The 20619-nt window shown below is 67.9% G+C and carries 20 protein-coding genes, 2 pseudogenes and 1 riboswitch; of the genes and pseudogenes, 7 read left to right on the top strand and 15 right to left on the bottom strand.

The annotated features are described in order from the left end of the window. On the bottom strand, positions 1 to 2227 hold a 2227-nt coding region (locus NBG84_RS25785; RefSeq protein WP_250921989.1), incomplete at its 3' end, for an ABC transporter permease. Between the two features lie 8 nt (positions 2228 to 2235). Then, entirely contained in the window at positions 2236 to 3087 is an 852-nt protein-coding gene (locus tag NBG84_RS25790) for an ABC transporter ATP-binding protein (RefSeq protein WP_250921990.1), read from the bottom strand. Positions 3088 to 3279: 192 nt separating this feature from the next. Here NBG84_RS25790 and NBG84_RS25795 point away from each other — a divergent pair. Then, positions 3280 to 3504, top strand: a pseudogene (locus NBG84_RS25795) (toxin-antitoxin system HicB family antitoxin); the annotation flags it as partial. 197 nt (positions 3505 to 3701) lie between these two features. Continuing rightward, positions 3702 to 4073 (top strand): fic family toxin-antitoxin system, toxin component, encoded by a 372-nt coding sequence (locus NBG84_RS25800; RefSeq protein WP_250921991.1) that lies wholly within the window; start codon positions 3702 to 3704, stop codon positions 4071 to 4073. A gap of 65 nt (positions 4074 to 4138) precedes the next feature. Here NBG84_RS25800 and NBG84_RS25805 read toward each other — a convergent pair whose 3' ends face one another. The 5 genes from NBG84_RS25805 to bioB form a co-directional block, all read right to left on the bottom strand. After that, complete coding sequence (locus tag NBG84_RS25805; RefSeq protein ID WP_250921992.1) at positions 4139 to 4816, bottom strand: class I SAM-dependent methyltransferase; 678 nt, start codon at positions 4814 to 4816, stop codon at positions 4139 to 4141. 26 nt (positions 4817 to 4842) lie between these two features. Then, complete coding sequence (locus NBG84_RS25810) at positions 4843 to 5196, bottom strand: VOC family protein (RefSeq protein WP_250921993.1); 354 nt, start codon at positions 5194 to 5196, stop codon at positions 4843 to 4845. Between the two features lie 149 nt (positions 5197 to 5345). Next, a complete protein-coding gene (bioD, locus tag NBG84_RS25815) occupies positions 5346 to 6059 on the bottom strand; it encodes a dethiobiotin synthase (RefSeq protein ID WP_250921994.1) in 714 nt (237 codons plus the stop codon). A gap of 200 nt (positions 6060 to 6259) precedes the next feature. Then, positions 6260 to 7585: an adenosylmethionine--8-amino-7-oxononanoate transaminase gene (locus tag NBG84_RS25820; protein ID WP_425608697.1), complete on the bottom strand. Its 1326-nt coding sequence runs from the start codon at positions 7583 to 7585 to the stop codon at positions 6260 to 6262. Continuing rightward, positions 7578 to 8837 (bottom strand): biotin synthase BioB, encoded by a 1260-nt coding sequence (gene bioB / locus NBG84_RS25825; protein ID WP_250921995.1) that lies wholly within the window; start codon positions 8835 to 8837, stop codon positions 7578 to 7580. The genes NBG84_RS25820 and bioB overlap by 8 nt, the downstream gene beginning before the upstream one ends. 169 nt (positions 8838 to 9006) lie before the next feature. Between bioB and NBG84_RS25830 the strand changes: the two genes are divergently transcribed. Then, entirely contained in the window at positions 9007 to 10173 is a 1167-nt protein-coding gene (locus NBG84_RS25830) for an 8-amino-7-oxononanoate synthase (protein WP_250921996.1), read from the top strand. On the opposite strand, the gene NBG84_RS25835 is transcribed toward NBG84_RS25830, so the two are convergent. Continuing rightward, positions 10166 to 10372 carry a DUF397 domain-containing protein gene (locus tag NBG84_RS25835; RefSeq protein WP_250921997.1) on the bottom strand — a complete coding sequence of 69 codons (207 nt, stop codon included), beginning with the start codon at positions 10370 to 10372 and terminating at the stop codon, positions 10166 to 10168. The genes NBG84_RS25830 and NBG84_RS25835 overlap by 8 nt on opposite strands. 11 nt (positions 10373 to 10383) lie before the next feature. Next, complete coding sequence (locus tag NBG84_RS25840) at positions 10384 to 11241, bottom strand: helix-turn-helix domain-containing protein (RefSeq protein ID WP_250921998.1); 858 nt, start codon at positions 11239 to 11241, stop codon at positions 10384 to 10386. A gap of 250 nt (positions 11242 to 11491) precedes the next feature. Here NBG84_RS25840 and NBG84_RS25845 point away from each other — a divergent pair, with 250 nt between their 5' ends. Then, positions 11492 to 11923: an ATP-binding protein gene (locus NBG84_RS25845; RefSeq protein ID WP_250921999.1), complete on the top strand. Its 432-nt coding sequence runs from the start codon at positions 11492 to 11494 to the stop codon at positions 11921 to 11923. A 191-nt stretch (positions 11924 to 12114) separates the two neighbouring features. Here the strand turns inward: NBG84_RS25845 and NBG84_RS25850 are convergent, their stop codons facing one another. Then, positions 12115 to 12591, bottom strand: coding sequence for a C40 family peptidase (locus NBG84_RS25850; protein WP_250922000.1), 477 nt, complete (start codon positions 12589 to 12591; stop codon positions 12115 to 12117). A 3-nt stretch (positions 12592 to 12594) separates the two neighbouring features. Further along, a riboswitch (cyclic di-AMP (ydaO/yuaA leader) is annotated at positions 12595 to 12781 on the bottom strand. A gap of 326 nt (positions 12782 to 13107) precedes the next feature. After that, positions 13108 to 13437, bottom strand: a complete 330-nt coding sequence (locus tag NBG84_RS25855) for a hypothetical protein (protein WP_250922001.1) — start codon at positions 13435 to 13437, stop codon at positions 13108 to 13110. 235 nt (positions 13438 to 13672) lie between these two features. On the opposite strand from NBG84_RS25855, the gene NBG84_RS25860 reads away from it, so the two are divergent. From NBG84_RS25860 to NBG84_RS25870, 3 genes are all read left to right on the top strand, one after another. Continuing rightward, positions 13673 to 14236 carry a hypothetical protein gene (locus NBG84_RS25860; protein ID WP_250922002.1) on the top strand — a complete coding sequence of 188 codons (564 nt, stop codon included), beginning with the start codon at positions 13673 to 13675 and terminating at the stop codon, positions 14234 to 14236. Between the two features lie 128 nt (positions 14237 to 14364). After that, positions 14365 to 14655, top strand: coding sequence for a type II toxin-antitoxin system Phd/YefM family antitoxin (locus NBG84_RS25865; protein ID WP_250922003.1), 291 nt, complete (start codon positions 14365 to 14367; stop codon positions 14653 to 14655). 402 nt (positions 14656 to 15057) lie between these two features. After that, positions 15058 to 16635, top strand: a complete 1578-nt coding sequence (locus NBG84_RS25870) for an alpha/beta hydrolase (protein ID WP_250922004.1) — start codon at positions 15058 to 15060, stop codon at positions 16633 to 16635. Between the two features lie 172 nt (positions 16636 to 16807). Here NBG84_RS25870 and NBG84_RS25875 read toward each other — a convergent pair whose 3' ends face one another. The 4 genes and pseudogenes from NBG84_RS25875 to NBG84_RS25890 form a co-directional block, all read right to left on the bottom strand. After that, on the bottom strand, positions 16808 to 17515 hold the full coding sequence (locus tag NBG84_RS25875) for a lysophospholipid acyltransferase family protein (protein ID WP_250922005.1): 708 nt from the start codon (positions 17513 to 17515) through the stop codon (positions 16808 to 16810). 745 nt (positions 17516 to 18260) lie between these two features. After that, positions 18261 to 19106, bottom strand: coding sequence for an SDR family NAD(P)-dependent oxidoreductase (locus NBG84_RS25880; RefSeq protein WP_250922006.1), 846 nt, complete (start codon positions 19104 to 19106; stop codon positions 18261 to 18263). A 4-nt stretch (positions 19107 to 19110) separates the two neighbouring features. After that, positions 19111 to 19710: a TetR/AcrR family transcriptional regulator gene (locus tag NBG84_RS25885; RefSeq protein WP_250922007.1), complete on the bottom strand. Its 600-nt coding sequence runs from the start codon at positions 19708 to 19710 to the stop codon at positions 19111 to 19113. A gap of 73 nt (positions 19711 to 19783) precedes the next feature. Next, positions 19784 to 20588: pseudogene (locus tag NBG84_RS25890) on the bottom strand (IS5 family transposase); the annotation flags it as partial. Positions 20589 to 20619 lie beyond the last annotated feature (31 nt).

Below are 20619 nucleotides of genomic sequence, written 5' to 3' on the forward strand. Positions count from 1 at the left end.
CACCCAGTACGGCGATCACGATGGCGAGACCCAACAGCGCGTAGACGAGGTAGAGCATCACGGCGATCTGCTGCCCGACCAACTCCTTGTAGTCGGCCTGGTCCCGCACCTGAACCTGGGGATAGGGGTCAAGGGCCCTCTCCAGGTCCTTGCGGAGGTCGGCCGGATCGCTGCCGCTCGCCGCGTTCACATAGAGCGCGGCCTCCTGACCGCCCGGTAGGTACTTCTCCACGGTGGCCAGCCCCATGAAGAGTCCGCCCTCGGTACCCGGCCCGCCGGCCTGGTCCATGTCGGTGAGTGCGCCGACCGTCAGCCGGGTCGTGCGACCCCCGGGGAACTCCGCCGTCACCACCGACCCGATCCGCACCCGATGGTCCTTCGCGAAGTCGCCAGCCATGGCGACGGCGTCCGAGGCCAAAGCGGCCGACGTGTCGCCGGCCGCATAGGTGATGCGGGCGGCCTGATCCAACTGCGGGTCATAGCCCGCAGCGGTGGTCTCCACGCGTTTTCCGTCCGGCAGGGTCACCCCGATCGGGGTGAACCGCAGCCGTACCACCGTCCCGGCGCTCTCCACGTTCTGCACCGTCTCGGTGACCTCCTGGGGGAAGGGGAAGAAGTTGCTGTTCTGCACGACGAAGTCGGCGCCCAGCGTGCGATCGATCTGCTGATCGAACGACTTCGTCATCGAGGCGCTGGCAATGGACAGACCGCCGACCATGGACAGCCCCACCATCAGGGCCGCTGCCGTCGCACCCGTACGGCGCGGGTTGCGCAGGGCATTGCGTTGACTCATCCGTCCCACTGGTCCGAACACCCTGGGGAAGGCCCCGCCCAGCACTCGGATCACCGGACGCACCAGCAGCGGACCGGCGATCACCATCGCGATCAGCGTCAGCGGAATCCCGAGGGTGAGCAGGGAAGCGGCCGAAGCGGTCTCGTCGCTGAGGGCGCTACCGGTCAGTGCGGCGACACCCAGCGCGGCGACCACCGCGCCCACGATCGCCCGTACCTTCAACGGCCGTCCGGTACCGGCGATCTCCGCATCGGTGAGCGCGGCCATCGGGGAGACGCGCGCGGCCCGGCGGGCCGGTAGATAGGCGGCGAGGAAGGTGACTCCCAGCCCGACCGCGTATGCGGCGATCGGGGTCCTGGTCGACACCACCATCTGGGCCGCGCCGAGATTCATCCCGAAGGCGTCCATCAGCGCGATCAGCCCGGCGGCCAACCCCACCCCGGAGGCGAGCCCGAGGGTGGAGCCGATCAGCCCGAGCAGAAACGCCTCGGCCAGCACTGACCGCCGCACCTGGCCGCGGTCCGCGCCCAGGGCCCTGAGCAGTCCCAACTCCCTGGTGCGCTGCGCGATCAGCATCGAGAAGGTGTTGACGATCAGAAACACACCCACGAGGACGGCGACGCCGGCGAATCCCAACAGCACATAGGTGATCACATCGAGAAAGCCACCGAGTTCCGCGGCCGCCGTCTCGGCCTGCTCATCGGCGGTCTTCAGCTCGAACCCGTCCCCGAGCTCGGCCGCGACCCGCTGCTTGAGCACGGTGTCCTCGATGCCGTCAGCGGCGTCCAACGTGATCGAAGTGGCCCTGTCCGCCCCACCGAGCAGTCTGCTCTGTGCCGTGGCCGTATCCAGAAAGACAAGGGCGGCACCAGGGTTGGTGGTGGTGAAGGTGGCGATGCCCACGATCTCGACCTTGAAGGAGCCCGGCTGCGCCTGGAGAGTGAGCCCATCCCCGATCTTCAGCTTGCGCCGGTCGGCGGTGTCCCGGTCGATCAGTGCCTCGCCCGCACCGCGTGGCTCGCGACCGGTGGTCAGCTTCACCGGACTGCGTTCGGTGATGTACCAGTTGGTGGCGATGGTGACGGCGCCGGTACTGGGTGCCACCGGCTCCCTGTCGTCGTCGATGACGGTGATGTTCTCCACCGCTGCTTCGATATGCGCGCTGTCCACTCCGTCGATCGCCGCGACCCGGTCGGCGAGGGCCGCTGGCAGGGTCCGTACGGCTCCGGAGGGGATGCGTTCGCTGATGCCCTCCTTCGGTGTGATGGTGACATCGGCGGCGGTGGAGGCGAAGAGGCGGTCGAAGGTGCGGGAGACCGTGTCCGAGAAGATCAGCGAGCCGCTGACGAAGGCCACCGACAGCAAGACCGCCAGCATGGATAAGAGCAGTCGTCCCTTGTGGGCGAAGAAGCTTCGCAGAGTTGCCCTCAGCACGGTCTGCCTCAGCTCCTGTGCGTGGTGTCGAAGCCGGTGCCGTCATGCCCCGGTTGTTGCTCGATCGGGGGAGGCTGGCTGCCTGTCCCGGCGCCGGCGAAGAGTCTCATCCGTTCCAGCACCGCCTCCGCGGTCGGTTCCGGTATGGCGTCGACGATCCGGCCGTCCGCCAGGAACAGCACCAGATCGGAGTGGGCGGCGGCCCCGGGGTCATGGGTCACCATCACCACCGTCTGCGCCAACCGGTCGACCGCCTCCCGCAGGAACCCCAGCACTTCGGCGCCGGCCCGTGAATCGAGGTTGCCGGTGGGCTCGTCGGCGAAGATCAGCTCCGGTCGGGAGGCCAGCGCCCGTGCACAGGCGACCCGTTGCTGCTGGCCGCCGGAGAGCTGAGCCGGCCGGTGCTTCAGCCGATCCCGCAGGCCCAGGGTGTCGATCACCCGCTCCACCCACTCCCGATCGGGCTTCCGTCCGGCGATGTCCATGGGAAGGGTGATGTTCTCGGCGGCGGTCAGTGTGGGGAGCAGGTTGAACGCCTGGAACATAAAGCCGATCCGGTCCCGGCGCAGTTGGGTCAGCGCCCGGTCGTTGAGGCCGGTGATCTCGGTTTCGCCCAGCCACACCTGGCCCGACGAGACGGTGTCGAGCCCGGCCAGGCAGTGCATCAGGGTGGACTTCCCCGAGCCGGACGGGCCCATCACCGCGGTGAAGCGTTCGCGGGCGATATCGACATCGACGGCGTCGAGGGCGCGTACGGCCGTCTCCCCGCTGCCGTACGCCTTGGTCAGGGCTCGCGCCCTGGCGGCGAGCGGCACGCCTGGTGCGAGGCCATGGGTGGGTGCAGTAAGTGGTGTGGACAAGGCCGCCTCCTGGGGATGGGTGATCCGATGGGTTGGGCGATCCGAACTCCCGCAAGGCTTCTGGAGGTTAGAGGCGGTCGGCTGGCTCCGATATCCGCCGCAGGTCTGGTACTCGGGGTTGATGTAAGGGGCATGGAAGGCTCTTCGGGTGATTCCTTGCCCGTGCTAGCGGTTGAGCGCTAGCTTTCTGGTATGGCCAAGACCCAGTTGAACGTGCGAGTGGACGAATCCACCGCACTAGCCGCGCGCGAGCGGGCCCAGCAGCGCGGGATGAGCGTCAACCGCTACATCGAGGAACTCGTCCGCCAGGACGCCGGAGAGACCGGCCGCACCTTCGTCGAAGCCGCCGCGGACTTTATGAAGCGGTACGAATCCGTCTTCGCCGAGGAGCTCGCCGACGGTTTCGGGGGTTCCGCGCGGCAGACGGACGAGGATCTCGCGACACCGCCCGGGATCGGTTCCGACCTCCGCGTCGGTCCGATGGCCCGCGCCGGTCGCCATGGAGTCGGGGCAACCACGCACGCCCCGGACGGACCTCGCCCCAGCAGGGTTGCCACGAACACACTGGCCCCGGACGAGAACGGCCCTGCCGGCGCCGGTTCCGAAGGCCCGCGTTGACCCAGCAGATCGATCTCGCCTGGCTGTTGATGATCGCCGAGTACCGGACCCCCGGCGATCCACAGGTGACGGACTGGGGAGCACTCGTCGCCGCCGTCAGCCGTCATGAGGCGGAGATATTCGGCATCCCCGTGTACAGCGATCCACACACCCGCGCCGCCGCCCTGCTCCAACTGCTGCTCCATGTACCGGCGCTGGAACACTCCAACGCGCTGTACGCGTCTGCCGTGGCCTATGGCTATCTCGTGGCCAGTGGGGAACCGGTCCACACTTCACCGGAACGGGTACGCGATCTGGCGCGGCTGGTCAAGGAGGGCAAGGCCGGCGTTCGGGTGATCGCCGATGAGCTACGGCTATGGAGCAGCTGAGCGCTCTGGCGCAGGTGTTTCGGGGCCAGGGCGTGGACACGACGAGCCATCGGGCGAAGCCGCCGTCACACCTCGTCAAACGGACGGTGGGCGACCCCCAGCACACAGTACGAGGTGGGCATCGCGATTCCGCGCTCCGGAACCCGAAACCGTGCATAGGGCCCCAGCCGGAACCCGGCGTCCTCCAGGGCGGCGACGGCGCTCCGCGCGGTGTGGCAGCCGCCGAACAAGCGCGGCCAGACCGTGCGGTCCAGTAGCCGCTGCGCCCTCGCCATCCCCGGCGTATCCGCCCGCCCATGCTCAAAGAAGCGCAGCTCACCCCCGGGGCGAAGAACCCGCCGCACCTCGGCGAGCGCCCGTGGCGCATCCCGTACCGAACAGAGCACCAAAGACAGCACGGCGGCGTCGAAGGACTCACCCTTCACCGGCAGCGACTCGGCTACCCCCGGCACCACGTCCACCGGCACTTCCACCTTGCTCGCGGCCTCGAGCGCCAACGCTCGCAGGCTGCGCTCCGGCTCGATGGCGACGACCTCGGAGACGGCGGCCGGATAGTGGGCGAAGTTGAGTCCGTTTCCGGCGCCGATCTCGATCACCCGACCGGACAGACCCGCCAGGAGTTCCTTCCGACGGGCGGCGATGCCGGCCTGCTCTTCGGCGGCGAGGCTGAATCGGGCGTAGAAGCGGGCGAAAATCGGGTGATGGACGGCATCGGGTGGCACCGAGGCGCTGCGCGGTCTCATCACGGCCTCCTCTCCGGGGTGCCCCTCTATTGTCCCCCGGTCTGGACGAAGCAGAACTCATTCCCCTCCGGGTCGGTGAGCACCTGAAACCGTCCGTGCTCGTCGTTGACGACCGTGCCGAGCCGTACGGCACCCAGACCGACCGCCTCATCCGCCGCCTGCTCGACGTCCCCGGCGTCCAGGTCCAGGTGCAGCCGGTTCTTGACCGATTTGCCCTCCGGTACCCGCTGGAAGGCGATCCGTACCCCACCCGGCGGATCGACAGAGGACCAGTCGGGGCCGCGGTCCACCGGCGCGCCCCCGAGCAGTGCGGCCCAGAAACGCACCAGCAGGGCGGGGTCATGGCAGTCGTAGACGATCTCGTCGATCCGTGCGTGCATCGGGTCAGGGTACGGCGGTGGTGGCCCTGGGGGAGGGGAGGCCGAGTCATCTCAGCTGGAGCCCCCCGGCGGCTCAGGGGCCCACCGGTCACCGCCTACCGAGGGTCCCTGCTCCATCCGGCCGCTGTGGCGACCCCGTCCCGGAACGGTCAGCCGACCGTCGTCGCGAAGGTCCCCGCATCCCAGGTCCCGCCCAGCCGAGGAGCGAGCCAACCAGCCGCACGCGCACGGAAGTCCACCGGTCTCAGCCGCCCTGCTCGCTCCGGCACCACTCCGAGCAGGGGCGCCCCCGCGACCTCGGGGAGATCGAGCAGATTGCAGCGCGCGGCCAGATCCGGTCTGTGCGGCCAACTCCCCACCACCACCCCGAGCTGCTCGACACCGCGCGCGCTCAGAGCCTCGGCCGTCAGCGCCACCGCGTTGAGGGTGCCGAGCGCGGCGGGCGCGACGACCAGCACGGGCGCTCCGAGGAGCCGCGCGGTGTCAGCGATGGTGCTGCCGGTCTCATCGAAGCGCACCAGCAGTCCGCCGGCGCCCTCGATCAACACCAGGTCGTACTCGCCCGCGAGCTTCTCCGCGGCCACCACCACCTCTTCGGGCCGGATGCCGTCCACACCGGCTCGGCGAGCGGCCGTCGCCGGCGCGAGGGGTTCGGCGAAACGGGCCAGTTCCACTGTCCGGGCACCGCCGCCGAGTCGGTTCACTTCGTCGAGATCCCCGGGCTCGGTCGCCAGGATGCCGGTCTGTATGGGTTTGACCACGGCGACGCGCTGGCCCCTGGCTCGTGCGACGGCGACGAGCGCAGCGGTGACAACGGTCTTCCCGATCTCGGTCCCCGTTCCGGAGACGACAATGATGCCCACGACTCTGGCCGTATCTCTCTCTTGGTGGTTCAGTCGTACGACCGTGCGAACGACTCGGTGTGATGGAAGGTGCCTGGCACCGGTGAGGGCGGGCCCAGAGGTGCAGCGGGCCGGTGCGGGTGCCCCATGAGGATGATCCGGTGGGACCCCCACCGCGGCGGCGGGGCCGCTGGCCGGAGCAGCGCCCGACCGCGCGGGCGCTACCCCACGGCCGCCACCGCGCAGAGGGCCTCGCACACCGTCGCGAGGTCGTCGTCGTCCGTCACATAGGGCGGCATGGCATAGACCAGATCCCGGAACGGCCGCAGCCACACCCCCGCGCGCACCGCTGCGGCGGTCGCCGCCGCCATGTCCACCTCGTGATCGAGCTGGATCACCCCGATCCCGCCCAGCACCCGGACGTCCTTCACCCCTGGCTGGCCCTCCGCCCGCGCCAACCCGGCCTTCAGCCCCGACTCCAGGCGTTGGACCTCCCGCTGCCAGTCCTGTGACAGCAGAAGGTCGATCGAGGCATTCGCCACCGCGGCGGCCAGCGGATTGCCCATGAACGTCGGGCCATGGGCCAACACGGGCACCTCGCCCCGCGAAATGCCGTCGGCCACCCGGCTGGTGCACAAGGTCGCCGCCATGGTGAGATAGCCGCCGGTCAGCGCCTTTCCCAGACACATCACATCGGGGGAGACACCGGCCCACTCGGCTGCGAACAGCCGTCCCGTGCGTCCGAAACCAGTCGCGATCTCATCGAAGATCAGCAACACGTCCTGCTCATCGCATACCTCCCGCAGCACCCGCAGGTACTCGGGCGAGTGGAAGCGCATGCCACCCGCTCCCTGCACCACGGGCTCCACGATCACCGCGGCGAGTTCATCGGCGTGCCGGGCGATCGACTCGCGCAGCGAGTCGGCGTATGACTCCTGGAACTCCTGCGGCGGTGCACCGATGAAGACCTGCCGGGGCAGGGCCCCGGACCAGAGTTGGTGCATACCGCCCTGCGGGTCGCAGACCGACATCGGCTGCCAGGTGTCCCCGTGGTAGCCACCGCGCCAGGTCAGCAGCCGCCGCTTGGCGGGCCGACCGACCGAGTGCCAGTACTGAAGGCACATCTTCACCGCGACTTCGACCGACACCGATCCGGAGTCGCTGAGGAAGACATGCCGCAGCGGTTCAGGGGTGATCTCGACCAGCCGGGCGGCCAGCCGGACGGCGGGCTCATGGGTCAGCCCGCCGAACATCACATGGCTCATCCGATCCAGCTGGCCATGGGCCGCCTCGTTGAGTACGGGGTGGTTGTAGCCGTGGATCGCCGACCACCAGGAGGACATGCCGTCGATCAACTCGCGCCTGCCGTCGACGGGTTCGGCCAGCCGCAGCCGTACCCCCGATGCCGAGTCGACGACCAGGGGATCGGTTCGGCCGGGCATCGGCCCATAGGGATGCCAGACATGGGCCCGATCCAGCTCCACCAGCTCACCCGGAGACAGCCGCGCGCCGCCGTGGAGCGGAACCCCGGCATCGGGGCTAGGCATTGGGGGCGAGATCCGTTCCGGCGCCGCGGCGGCGGACCGTCACCAGATCCGTACGCGGGGCCCTGGGCCCGGGCTCAGCGCCCTGGGCGACCTCCGCGGCTACCGGTGCCGGCTCCGGCGCGGTATCGGCGGTCGACCGCTCACCGCAGCCCGCCCGGGCGCCACCCGGCTGCGCCGTTCCCCCGCAACCGGTGCTGTCAGCGCCGTGATCGCCGGCGTCCGCGCAGATCGAGCCGCAGCCGCCGCCCGCCCGGTGCTCCGGCAGGGTGGTGGTCCCGGCGCCCTCCACCTCGAAGCCCGCATCCGCGATCATGTCCAGGTCCACCTGCCCGGCCTGGCCCTCGCTCGTCAGATAGTCACCGAGGAAGATGGAGTTCACCAGATGCAGGGCGAGCGGCTGGAGGGACCGCAGATGCACCTCGCGTCCACCGGCCAGCCGTACTTCGACATCCGGGCAGACGAAGCGGACCATGGCCAGGATGCGCAGGCAGCGCTGCGGAGTGAGGTTCCACTCCTTCGCCAGGGGAGTGCCCTCGAAGGGGATCAGGAAGTTCACCGGAACCGAGTCCGGGTCGAGTCCGCGCAGCGCGAACACCACATCGACCAGGTCCTTGTCGCTCTCACCCATCCCGGCGATCAGGCCGGAGCACGCGGAGAGCCCCGCGGCCTGCGCCTGCTGCACGGTGTCCACCCGGTCCTCATAGGTATGGGTCGTGGTGATCTGACCGTAGGTCTCCTCGGAGGTGTTCAGATTGTGGTTGTACGCGTCGGCTCCCGCGTCCCGCAGCCGCTCCGCCTGCCCCTGGGACAGCAGCCCGAGGCAGGCGCACACCTCGACGCCCTCGTTCTGCTCCTTGATGGCCGCGATGGTCTTGGAGACCCGGTCGACGTCCCGGTCGGTAGGGCCGCGCCCGCTGGCGACGAGGCAGACCCGCTTGGCGCCGCCCGCGACCCCGGCCGCCGCCGCCTGGGAGGCTTCGTCCGGTTTCAGCCAGGTGTACTTGAGGATTCCCGCGGTGGACCCGAGCCGCTGCGAGCAGTACGAGCAGTCTTCGGGGCAGAGCCCTGACTTGAGGTTGACCAAGTAGTTCAGTTTCACTCGGCGGCCGAACCACTGACGGCGCACCCGGCCGGCGGCGGCCACCACATCGAGCAGATCGTCGTCCGAGGACGACAGTACGGCGAGTGCCTCTTCACGGGTCGGCAGCTCGCGCCGCAGCCCCTTCTCCACCAGCGTGCTCAGCAGGTCCATGGCGCAGATCCTGACGCACGGGACAGGTCGGAGGAAAGGCGGAACCCCACAACAGACCCTTGGCGAGGTGTGTGTATGACCACACTCATTCCTGGTGGGGGGCCGGTTATGGTCTGTGCGCTGCCTACAAACCGGTCCATAGAACGGCCTACAGAAGGACCAGAGCGCCATGAGACTTCAGGACCCGTTCGGCTGGATCGACGAGGAGTCGCGCGGTAGGGAGCGCGCCGGTCTGGTGCGTACGCTGCGGCCTCGCACCGCGGTCGCGGACCTGCTGGATCTCGCCGGAAACGACTACCTCGGGCTCACCCGCAGCCCCGAGGTCATCACCGCGGCTGCCACGGCGGCCAGCCGCTGGGGCGCGGGGTCCACCGGCTCGCGTCTGGTCACCGGAAGCACCGAACTCCACGCCGAGCTCGAACAGGCACTCGCCGGCTTCTGCGGGTTCGAGGCCGCCCTGGTGCTGTCCTCCGGCTATGCGGCCAATCTCGCCGCGCTGACCGCGCTGACCGCCCGCGGTTCACTGATCGTTTCGGACGCGGGCAACCACGCCTCGATCGTGGACGGTTGCCGGCTCTCCCGCGCGGAGACCGCGGTGGTGCCGCACCTCGACACCAAGGCCGTACGCCACACCTTGTCCGCCCACCCCGGACGGCGCGCCCTGGTGGTCACCGACTCGGTCTTCTCCGTGGACGGGGACGCGGCCCCGCTGGCCGCCCTGGACGAGGTCTGCCACGAGTGGGGCGCAGCCCTCCTGGTGGATGACGCCCACGGCCTGGGGGTGCTGGGTGAGGGCGGTCGCGGTGGGCTGAACGCTGCTCGAATCGCCGGCCGTCAGGGCGTGGTCGCCACCGTGACGCTCTCCAAGTCGCTGGGCAGCCAGGGCGGCGCGGTCCTTGGACCGGCCGGGGTCATCGCCCATCTCGTCAACACCGCACGGACCTTCATCTTCGATACGGGGCTCGCACCGGCCGCCACGGGAGCCGCCCTCGCCGCGCTGCGGGTGCTGCAAGGCGCACCGGAGTTGGCGGATCGGGTGCGTACGGTCGCCGAGACCCTGCACCGTCTGCTGACGGCTCGGGGTCTGACGGCCGTACGCCCCGACGCCGCGGTGGTCTCGGTCAGGGCGCCGTCACCGCGGTCAGCTGTGGAGTGGGCGACCGCGTGTCGAACGGCCGGCCTCGGGGTGGGCTGCTTCCGCCCGCCATCGGTCCCGGACGGGGTTTCCCGGCTCAGGCTGACCGCTCGCGCCGATCTCACCGATCAGCAGATCGCCTGGGCGGTGGACACGGTCGCGCGGACCGCTCCGGTAGGTGCGCTGGCCCCGGTCAGCTGATGCTGTCGGCTTCCACGGCGATCAGGAACCGGTACCAGGCCTGGGGGGAGAAGTGCAGTGCCGCACGGACCACGTCCTTGGAGTCCCGTACGGCGAGGGTGAGATCAGGCAGCCTGGCGGCCTCGACGCAGTTGTTCGCCGCGGTGCTGTGACTACTGCGCCGCCAGGCTAAGCCGGGGTGGTTGATGCAGGTGGACATGGGGGGCCTCCCTATGCGCCGGCAGCGATGCCGGTGATGAGATCCAAGGACTCGACCGGTGACAGGGCACGCGCCTGCATCGTTGCGAACGCTGTTCCGTACACCGCCAGATCCTCTGCCCGTTCGACATGGAGGCTACTCGCCAAGTGGTCGAGAACGACCACATCCAGATCAGAAGTGGTCGAGAATGAGAAGATAACGAAAGAACCGGCCAGTCCTACATACTCCCCGGCTGAAAAGGGCATGATCTGGAGTTTTACCTGGGGCAGTGCCGCGGATTCGGCCAGTGACCGCAACTGTTCCTTCATCACCTTGGTTCCACCGATCTCGCGGCGTAGCGCGGCCTCGTCGAGCACCACGCTCAGCCGCAGCGGGTCCGCCGCTCGCAGCACCGCCTGACGTGTCATACGCACTTCGACGAGTTGGTCGACGGTGGCCGCCGGCAGCTCCTCCAACGTCGCCCGGGTGATGGCCCGGGCGTACCGCGCCGTCTGAAGCAGTCCGGGTACCACCGAGGTCTCCATCGAGCGGACCGAGCTGGCCTGGGACTCCAGACTGATGAAATCGCGGTACTCGGGCGGCAGCACACTGCGATAGGCGTGCCACCAGCCGCCGCTGCCGCCGTCAGCGGCGCCCGCCAGGGTCTCCAGCAGGGTGCGCAGTGGAGGCTCACTCACCCCGTAGAGGTCCAGCAGTAGCCGTACGTCTTCCGGTTTGACGCCGCTGGTCCCTGTCTCGATCCGGCTCACCTTCGACTGGTGCCAGTCGGCGAGTTCTCCGGCGCGGCGGCTGGTGAGCCCAGCGGCCAAGCGCACCTTGCGCAGTTCCTCGCCGAGCTGGCGGCGGCGGACTACGGGCCCCTGATGCATGGGTGCCCCTTCCGATTGATCTGTTGCGGGTGTTGCGTCCGCCCGAGATCAAAGTGCGTCAGGCCGGAAAATACGGTCTCGCGTCGCAGAGTTCACCGCATTGAGCGACAGATATATGCATATCTTGTGGGATCGGCCCCCCTCGCAGCGCGATGGGTGGCAGTCTGACCGAAGCGCAATCCGTGGCCGCCCGCGCATCCCTCCGCTTCGAGTCGGAGCCCGGCCGCGGTGGGAAAGGGACAGCGTCGTCATGGCAGATCACCAGGAAGCATCCATCACTCTGCCGAGCGATCCCGCCTCGGTGTCGATGGCGCGAAAGTACGCCACCGACATCGTCACCGAGTGGGGCCTGCGCGAGGAGAGTGATGCCGTCGACACGGTCCGGCTGATCGTCTCGGAGCTCGCCACCAATGCCGTTCAACACACTTTCGGCCAGTCGCCCACCTTTACCCTGGGTCTGCGACTGGCGCGGGACGAGGAGTTGCGGATCGGGTTGACCGACAGTCACCCGCGCTGGCCGCAGCGGCTACCTGCCGCTGTTCGGCAGGACAACGGTCGTGGGATGGTCATCGTGCGCAGCCTCACCGCGGAGTTCGGCGGGAAGCTCTCGGTCACGCCGACCGAGGAAGGGGGCAAGACCGTGTGGATCGCCCTCCCGTGGACGGCCGCGGTCCGTAGCTGACCGGATTTCTTCGGCGGGAGCGGAGAGGGTCCGCAGCGGTCGGCAGACACCTCGCGGAACCGATCGGCGTCCATCGACGCAGGCGCTCGGCCTCGGCAACCGCCGGCACCGGGAGACAGAGCACCGCGCCGACCGCCGGGGACCACACCCGGGGCCGACGCGGATTCAGTACGAGGCTTGGTGCGGGGCCGTCAGCCCACTCGGCCGTACTTGACGCTCTTCGACCAGATCTTGTCCAGCTTCACCCAGGAGCCCGTCTTGGGGGAATGCCAGATCTTGTTCTGACCGGCGTAGATGCCCACGTGGTAGACGTTCCTCCCGGAGTAGAAGAAGACCAGGTCCCCGGCCTGCCGTTTGGAGGCCGAGATGCGCTTGGTCTTGTTGTACTGCTGCTGTGCGGTACGGGGGAGCTTCTTGCCCGCCTTCTTGAATGAGTAGAGAGTCAGCCCCGAGCAGTCAAAGCGGGACGGTCCCACTGCGCCGTACTTGTACGGTGCGCCCTTCTTTGATGCCGCTACCTTGAGTGCCTTGCCCGCGTGGCTCGACGCGGCATGTGCCTCGGGTGTGCCGCCCGGTACGAGCAGCGATCCCCCGACAGCGGCGATGGTGAGGGCGGATACCGCCCCCGCCCGACTCAGCAGGAACGGGACGTTTTTCTGCGCACTCATGCGCAACCCTTCGTCAGCCGCCTGTGAAGGATGACCTGTCGGGTTCGGGCGGACGAAGGTGCCCGGTCGCTAATGCGGCTTCACCCCAAGGGACATTCGGAATTCCGGATGTCCCGTACTGCTTGGGTCCTCCACTCCTGCCGAAGCACTCCTGTCGACCAGTCGCCCAGGCGGCGGCAGGATTCGGCGTCCTCCCGGGCTGCCCCGCCGAGGTGACGGGGGCTTGTCGTCCCAGGGATCTTGACCCACGACCTGTCAAATTGCCGAGTGGAAACGGTGATATGTGAGTTTTCACACCATTGGTCTGATCAGGTGGACATGGGCCGGGAGCGATCGGCCCTCGACGGGTGAGGATGCCCGTACCAGCACCGGAATAAGACATTCCGTTCGACACGTCATGGTGATGCGCAACTCGACCGTAGCTGCTAGGCGAGCGGTACGTACTTCAAATGGGCGAGCTTGACCGCTACTCCAATGGCGGTTGACGGGACCTGTGATGCCGCTCTCGATGAGGCGTCAGGGAGGAGTCACCGGTGGCACGGCGACCTTCGCGGCCCTCTGCTCGCCGTCGAGAACCCTCAGCGCGCGGGTGAGTGTCTCCGTGTGCACCTCGCTCTCGCCGCGTTGATGCATCAGCGTGAGGGCCTTCCTCAGGGCCGTCGCCCGCGAGACCAGCGCCTGCGCCGCACGGAGCGCGCCGTAGGTGTGGGTCGAGCGGGCTGGGTTGATGCGCCCCACCTGGTCCAGGACGCCGAGATAGGCGTCGATGAACTCCTCCTCGGCGCGGGTGAGGGCGGGTAGCGGGGGTGGTTCGGGCGGTTCATGGCGGGCGTTGGGGCGGTCCATGACGCACCTCTCCAGGGGACGGCTTCCAGGAAATGTACAGGACGTACGTTGAGTGTGACACATCAGGCATATACCGCTTCGAGGGTGGAGGAAGGGGGTGGAGGTCATCACGTGATGGGCCGTCACCACATCTCCGGCTATCTGTCACGAAAAAGTTACTGATCCCCTTTGATTCGAAAATCCAGTATCCATCCCGCTAAGTTCTGGTCTTTCATGACTCGACCTTGGGAGCGCAGTGACATACAGCCAGCAACCGCAGCAGCCGCCAACCGGGCCGCAGTGGGGTCAGCCCCCGGCCCAACCGCCGACGAAGCAGCCCTCCTGGGCCCGCAAGCGGATCGTGATCCCGGCGGCTGCCCTGCTCTTCTTCATAGGCGTGGGAATCGGTTCGTCCGGAAGTGACAGCAAGGAGACCGCGGGCAGCGGCAAGGCTGCGGCGCCCACCGTCACCGCGACCGTGACGGTGAAACCCGTCGACGGTACGGGCAAGGGGGCAAAGGCTGCCGTCGACACCGCTACCGAACCCGCCCCGCAGAAGACCAAGGAATCGCGTGCCGAGGAATCGGAGAGCAAGGCCGTGCCCCGGTTCGTGGGGATGGGACTCCAGGACGCCCAGGATTCCGCACAGGCGGCGGGCTTCCACATCCTCACCTCACACGACAGCACCGGCGCCAGCCGGATGCAGGTCCTGGACCGGAACTGGAAGGTCTGCACGCAGAACTACCCGGAGGGCAAGACCATGCCCCTGGACACCGAGTTGAACTTCGGCGCGGTGAAGGTCGAAGAAACCTGCCCCTAAGGGGCGATCCACCCTGAACTACGGGATATCCCCTTGGCCGCTGGTCGCCGCTCCGGACGGTCCCTGACCTGGACTTCGGCCGCGTTCTCCAGCCCGTGGAGGTTCGGCGCGCGGACTAAGCTGAACGCATGGCCTACGAGATTCCGGTGACGCAAGCACGCGCAGAGTTGGCGGAGCTGATCAACCGCGTTGTCTACGGTGGTGAGCGCGTTGTCGTCACCCGCCATGGCAAGCCGCTCGTAGCGCTGGTGTCGGCCTCCGATCTGGAGCGACTCGAACAGGAGCGTGCCGAGCAGGAGACCGTGGCGGATCAGGCGGTCAGCGCGGTCTCATCCGTGAGCACTGCCGGAACCGCGGCTCTTGGACGTGGCGGCTTCGGTCTGACCTCGGAGCACCGTCGCCCCGGTCCGCACGGCTGAACCCTTCGTTCTCCCCGGCGGGCCGGGGAGCCATGGCTTCCGTTACCGGGTAGAGGGCCCCCGGGCCGGGCTTGGGTGGAATGACGTTCGCAGGACGACGGCCGGGTGCTCGCCGCTCACCAAGGCGGGGACACCCGGCCCTGGTGTGCGCCCGCGTCCCTTGGGGAGCGGTGACCCCATTCCCACGACATCCCCCGACACACCCGCCTGATGCGCGGTCTGCGGTCCGCAGCGCGCCCCTCCTCGGAAGGGGCATTCATGGCGAACTCATCCTGTACCGCTGAGCGGACTCCGGGTACCGGTTATTGGTTGAGCAAAGAACGCCTGCCCGACCTTTTGTTGGTGCACCTTCAAGCGACAAGATCCCCGAAAGGACCCGACGACAGATAGGGGGAGTTCCAGGTGAGACGCACAGCGGTGCTCGGCTCGGCCGGCACTCTGATAGCGGGCACACTCATCGCGGGCGCGATTGCCGCGCCGACAGCCAGCGCCGAGGCGCGGCACGGTGGTCCGTCCGAGAACCGCGGCGTGGAGATCGCCGCCGAGCGGGCCGCCCAGAAAGGCATCGACTGGGCGAACTGCCCCGCCGACTGGGGGATTCCCCAACCGATCCAGTGCGGTTCGGTGACCGTACCGCTCGACTACGCGCGCCCCCACGGCAAGCAGATCACTCTCGCCGTCGACCGCATCGCGAACACCGGGACCAAGGAGGAGCGCCAGGGAGCCCTGCTGTACAACCCCGGCGGCCCAGGCGGCTCCGGTCTGCGCTTCCCGACCCGCGTCACCAACAAGAACCCCCTATGGGTCAATACGGCCAAGGCGTATGACTTCGTGGGCTTCGATCCGCGCGGTGTCGGCCGTTCGACACCCATCTCCTGTATGGACCCCCAGGAGTTCGTGAAGGCTCCGAAGGCCGACCCGGTTCCCGACAGCGAGGGCGACAAGCGGGCTCAGCGAAAACTCGCCGCCGAGTACGCGGACGGGTGCGCCGAGCGCAGCGGCTGGATGCTGCCCCATATGACCACGCCGAACACCGCTCGCGACCTCGATGTCATTCGGGCCGCACTCGGGGAGCGCAAGCTCAACTTCCTTGGCGTGTCCTACGGCTCCTACCTCGGTGCCGTCTACGCGACCCTCTTCCCCGGCCATGTCCGCCGGATGGTCGTGGACAGTGTGGTCAACCCCTCGCGCAAGAAGATCTGGTACCAGTCCAACCTCGACCAGGACGTCGCCTTCCAGACGCGGTGGGACGACTGGAAGGAGTGGATAGCAGCGCACGACGCCACCTTCCGTATCGGGGACACCTCCCAGAAGGTCGAGGCGCAGTGGCAGAAGCTGCGCGCGACCGCCAAGAAGGCTCCGCTCGGTGGAGTCGTCGGCCCGGCCGAGCTGACGAGCTTCTTCCAGGGCGCCCCCTACTACGACTCCTCCTGGGCGCCGGTCGCCCGGATCTGGAGCAAGTACGTGGCTGGTGACGCCCAGCCGCTGATCGATGCCGCGGCACCCGATCTCTCCGACACCGCGGGCAACATCCGCTCCGAGAACAGCAACGCCGTTTACACCGCGGTCGAGTGCGCCGACGCGAAGTGGCCAACGAGCTGGCGCACCTGGGATCGGGACAACACCCGACTCCACCGGGACTACCCCTTTATGACCTGGGCCAATGCCTGGATGAACCTTCCGTGCGCGACCTGGCCGTCCAAGCAGCACACCCCGGTCAATGTGAAGTCGGGCAACGGCCTTCCGCCGGTACTGATCGTGCAGGCCGAGCGCGATGCCGCGACCCCCTTCGAAGGCGCGGTCGAACTGCACAAGCGGCTCAAGGGCTCACGGCTGGTCGTGGAGGAGAACGCCGGATCGCATGGGGTGACCGGCCTGGTCAATCCGTGTGTGAACCAGCGGGTGGACGCCTATCTACTCAGCGGCACGCTCGACAGTCGCAATGTGACCTGTGATCCGCACGCTGTGCCCAAGCCGTAGCGACGGAGCAAGCGCGTTGTGCCCGGTGCGGGAACCGGGCACAACGCGCTGACCACCGCTCTTGACGGCACGGCGAGAGGTGCCACGGCGAGGAGGAGGGGCGGCCATCGTCGGCCGTCCCTCCTCTCCTTTCCTTCGTCTTTCCCACGGCGCCCCAGGGGGGCGTTCGTCCTCATTCACGCCTGCGGGCGGCCTTCTTCGACTGCTCCAACTCCGCTTTGACCTCTGCCGCGTACCGATCCACATACTCCTGTCCGGAGAGCTCCAGGATCGCGTACATGATTTCGTCGGTGATGGCGCGGATAGCGGCCTTCTGGTTCTCCAAGCCCGTGTACCGGGAGAAGTCCAATGGCTCCCCGAACCGCACGGTCACTCGCTTGATCTTGGGCAGCGTCTGCCCGGGCGGCTGGATCTCAAAGGTTCCCACCATCGCGCAGGGGATCACCGGCACCCCGGCGGTGAGCGCCATCACCGCCACACCCACCTTGCCCTTGTAGAGCCGGCCGTCGTGCGAGCGAGTCCCTTCCGGGTAGATTCCGAGCAGCTCCCCCTTGGAGAGCACCCCGAGCCCTTCCCGAATGGCGGTCTGGCCGGCTTCCTTTCCCGAGCGATCCACCGGGATCTGGCCCGCGCTGTGGAAGAAGGCAGCGGTCAGTCGGCCCCTGATCCCGGGCCCTGTGAAATACTCCGCCTTCGCCAGAAAGGTGATCCGGCGCTTGATGATCGCGGGCATCAGGAAATGGTCGGAGAACGACAGATGGTTCCCGGCGACGATGGCCGCACCCTGCTCGGGGATGTGCTCAAGCCCCTCGATCCTGGGGCGGAACAGCACACGTAGCAGTGGCCCGATGAGGACGTATTTGAGCACGTAGTAGAACACGGGGAGCTCCTCACTCGACCGGATCGGCTCGGGAGCCGCGTTCTTAACAGGTCACGGGTTGTTCCGGCGGGGCAGGCTGTTCGCAGGTCTGAGGGGCTGTGGACGTCTTCGGCCGGACTCCTGTTGATTCGCCCCGCCGATTCGCTGACGAATGGTCGGTAAACGGCGGGGGAAGTGCGTCGCCACGTAACCGCGGCGATCGATCGTAGCCCGCTGATCTGCGCAACGCACCACCGGCAGGCGCTCGACCGCCACAGGATCCAGAACAGGAACCAGCCCGAGGAGTCCTCCTTCCTCGGTGACGAGGTCCTAGCCGATGAGAACCTCTCCCAGCAGGGCACGGACGGTGTGCTGCTCCTCCTTTGTTCCCTGTCGTGGTCTTTGGTGTTTCTCAGGACTGCCGGGCACAGGTCCGTGAACGCGGGGCGGTCCTGAGCTGCCCTGACCCTCGTCCTGACGGCGCCCGGCCATCCATCATGTGCGCTTTCCCTCTTTTCCCCTTGCGACAACTCAGCAAGGGGAAAAGAGTTCTCTGATGAGTCAGCGGTGGAGTGGGGCCTGCTCCACCGCTTCCATGTCCCTCAGTCGGGCCGGGCGGGGAGATCCTTGGGAGCTCCGATGGAATGGGGCCGATGGTCCCCGCGCTTCCCCTCGCGACAGGGGGAGATATCGCCCCCGCGCGCCCAGTTGATCCGGCGCAGCCCCCATTCCCGGTCCGCCCTGGCAGTAGGGCGCGTTCGTGGAGCTATCGAGCCGCCGGGAGAGGGAAGTTTCGTCGCATCAGGGCGTCGAACGCGACATCGGGAAGGAGCCGGCGCGCGATCATCACGGTCCTGGCCAACGCGCCGATCGCATAGCGGGCGCGGGGTCGCGGGGTGGTGGAGGCGTGGACGATCACCTTGGTCGCGGCTTCGGCCGGTACGGCGCCGTTGCGCCGGGTGAATGTCTTATGGGCATACATGTGCGCAAGTTCCCTGCGGAACGCACTGTACGGACCCTCGCTGGGGCCACTGTCCATGGTGGAGACGGCGGTGCCGGCGAACCCCGTGATGGTGGGGCCCGGCTGGACGATCACGACCTTGATTCCGAAGGGCGCGACCTCCAGGCGCAGCGAGTCGCTGACTGCTTCCACCGCGTGTTTGGTGGCGTGGTAGAAACCGCCGCCGGGTGGTGAGAAGCGTCCGCCCATCGAGGAGATGTTGACGATCCGCCCCCTACCGGCCGCGCGCATCCCGGGCAGGACGAGTTGGGTGAGTCGGACCAGCCCGAAGACATTCGTCTCGAACTGGGCCCGGACCTGTTGCGGGTCGGCTAGCTCGACCGGTAGGTGCAGCCCGTAGGCCGCGTTGTTGACCAGCAGGCCGACCACGCCGTGATCGTGCTCGACCCGGCTCACCGCCGACGCCATCGACTCCTCGCTGGTGACGTCCAACTCCAGGGTGGTCAGGCCTTCCGCGGCCAGTGGGGCGAGATCGCCGGGGCGACGGGCGGTGGCGTAGACATGGTGGCCCAGTCGATGCAGGGCGAGAGCGGTCCGCTGGCCCATGCCGGACGAGCAACCGGTGATCAGGACACTGGTGGGCGTGCTCATGGCTTCACGTCTTCCGGTGGAGGAGGTCCCAGACGGCGGACTCCGCGCCCGCCAGGGCCTCGGGGGAGAGTTCGGTGATGAGTTGGGGTCGGATGGTTTTCAGCAGGCCGCCGAAGGCGCCCAGGGCGAGGGCGACCAGAAGGAGCGGGTCACCGTCGCGGATCTCACCGGCCTGCTGGCCGCGTTCGATGAAGCCGGTGGAGAAGGCGTCGATCTCGGCGGCGAGCGCACGGCTCTCGGCGTCCAGGAAGGTGTCGTGCTGCTGGTGTTCCAGAAAGGCGAAAGCGGCGGGATAGGAGCCGGCGAATCTGGTGAAGCCCTGCCATATCTGTGCGAACTCCTCCCTCGTTGAGTCGGCTGGTTCCGCGGTGGTCCGGGTCAACTCGGCGAGCAGCCCGCCTTTGGCGTGACGGAAGGCGGCATTGCCGAGGGCCTCCTTGCTGGGGAAGTAGCGGTAGATGCTGCCGACTCCGACGCGGGCGTGCTGGGCCACGGTGGGCATCTGGGTGCCCTCGTAGGTGCGTTCCGCGAAGAGGGCGAGGGCGGATTCAAGGAGTCGGGAAGCCAGGTCGGCGGAGGGTCGAGGCACGGAATGAATGTTCATTCCGAAGAGTTTGGCTGTCAAGTGCGGTGGCGGAGTTGGAGATTCGTACGAGCGGTCGCCCGAAGAACTCCTGTCGCAATGAGTTGAGGCGTCGCCAGTAGATGAGTGCGCATCCGAGGGTGAGGAAGGCTGCGTGGATGTCGTCCGCGGATCTCCCAGCGGGTGCGGAGGCGCCGGAACCAGCGCAGGTGGGCGAAGGCGCGTTCTACCAGCCGTCGTTGGGTGCCGAGGCCGGAGCCGTGTGGGGTACCGCGTCGGGCGATCAACGGCTTCACACCGAGAGTGCGGACGAGGTGGCGGTACTCGTAGCCGCGGTCGCCGAGTACGACATCCGGGCGGCGTCGTGGTTGACCTTCCTTGCCCCGCACGGGCGGTATCGCCTGGAGGAGGGGGATGAGCTGGGTGACGTCGTTGCGGTTGCCGCCGGTCAGAGTGGCAGCGAGCGGGATGCCGTTGGCGTCGGTGATCAGGCGGTGTTTGTGCTGCCCGTTCTGCCCCGGTCGACAGGACTTCGTTCTGTCGGCGATCCCCCTTTGGCGCCCGGATGTGGGAGCCGTCGACCACTGCCCGGGAGAAGTCCAGCGCATCCGGGCGACGGAGTTTCGCAGGAAGTACCTCGTGCAGGCGGACCCGCACGCCGGCTTCGGTCCACTCAGCCAGACGACGCCAGCAGGTCATTCCGGAACCGAACCGAGCTTCTGCGGCAGGTGCTCCCAGGCAATCCCGGTATGCAGTATGAACAGGATTGCCTGGCACACCAGCCGGTCCGGATGCCGCTTGCGCCCGGGATGGCGGACCCGTCGCTCCACCTTCGGAAGCAGGGGTTCGACCACCGTCCGCAACTCGTCATCCACATCCCACGGCTTCGGCCGAGCCACACCCCCAGATCAACGGTCCCGAAACGATCCA

This window comes from Streptomyces albipurpureus (assembly GCF_023701525.1).
Classification (GTDB): Bacteria; Actinomycetota; Actinomycetes; order Streptomycetales; family Streptomycetaceae; genus Streptomyces; species Streptomyces albipurpureus.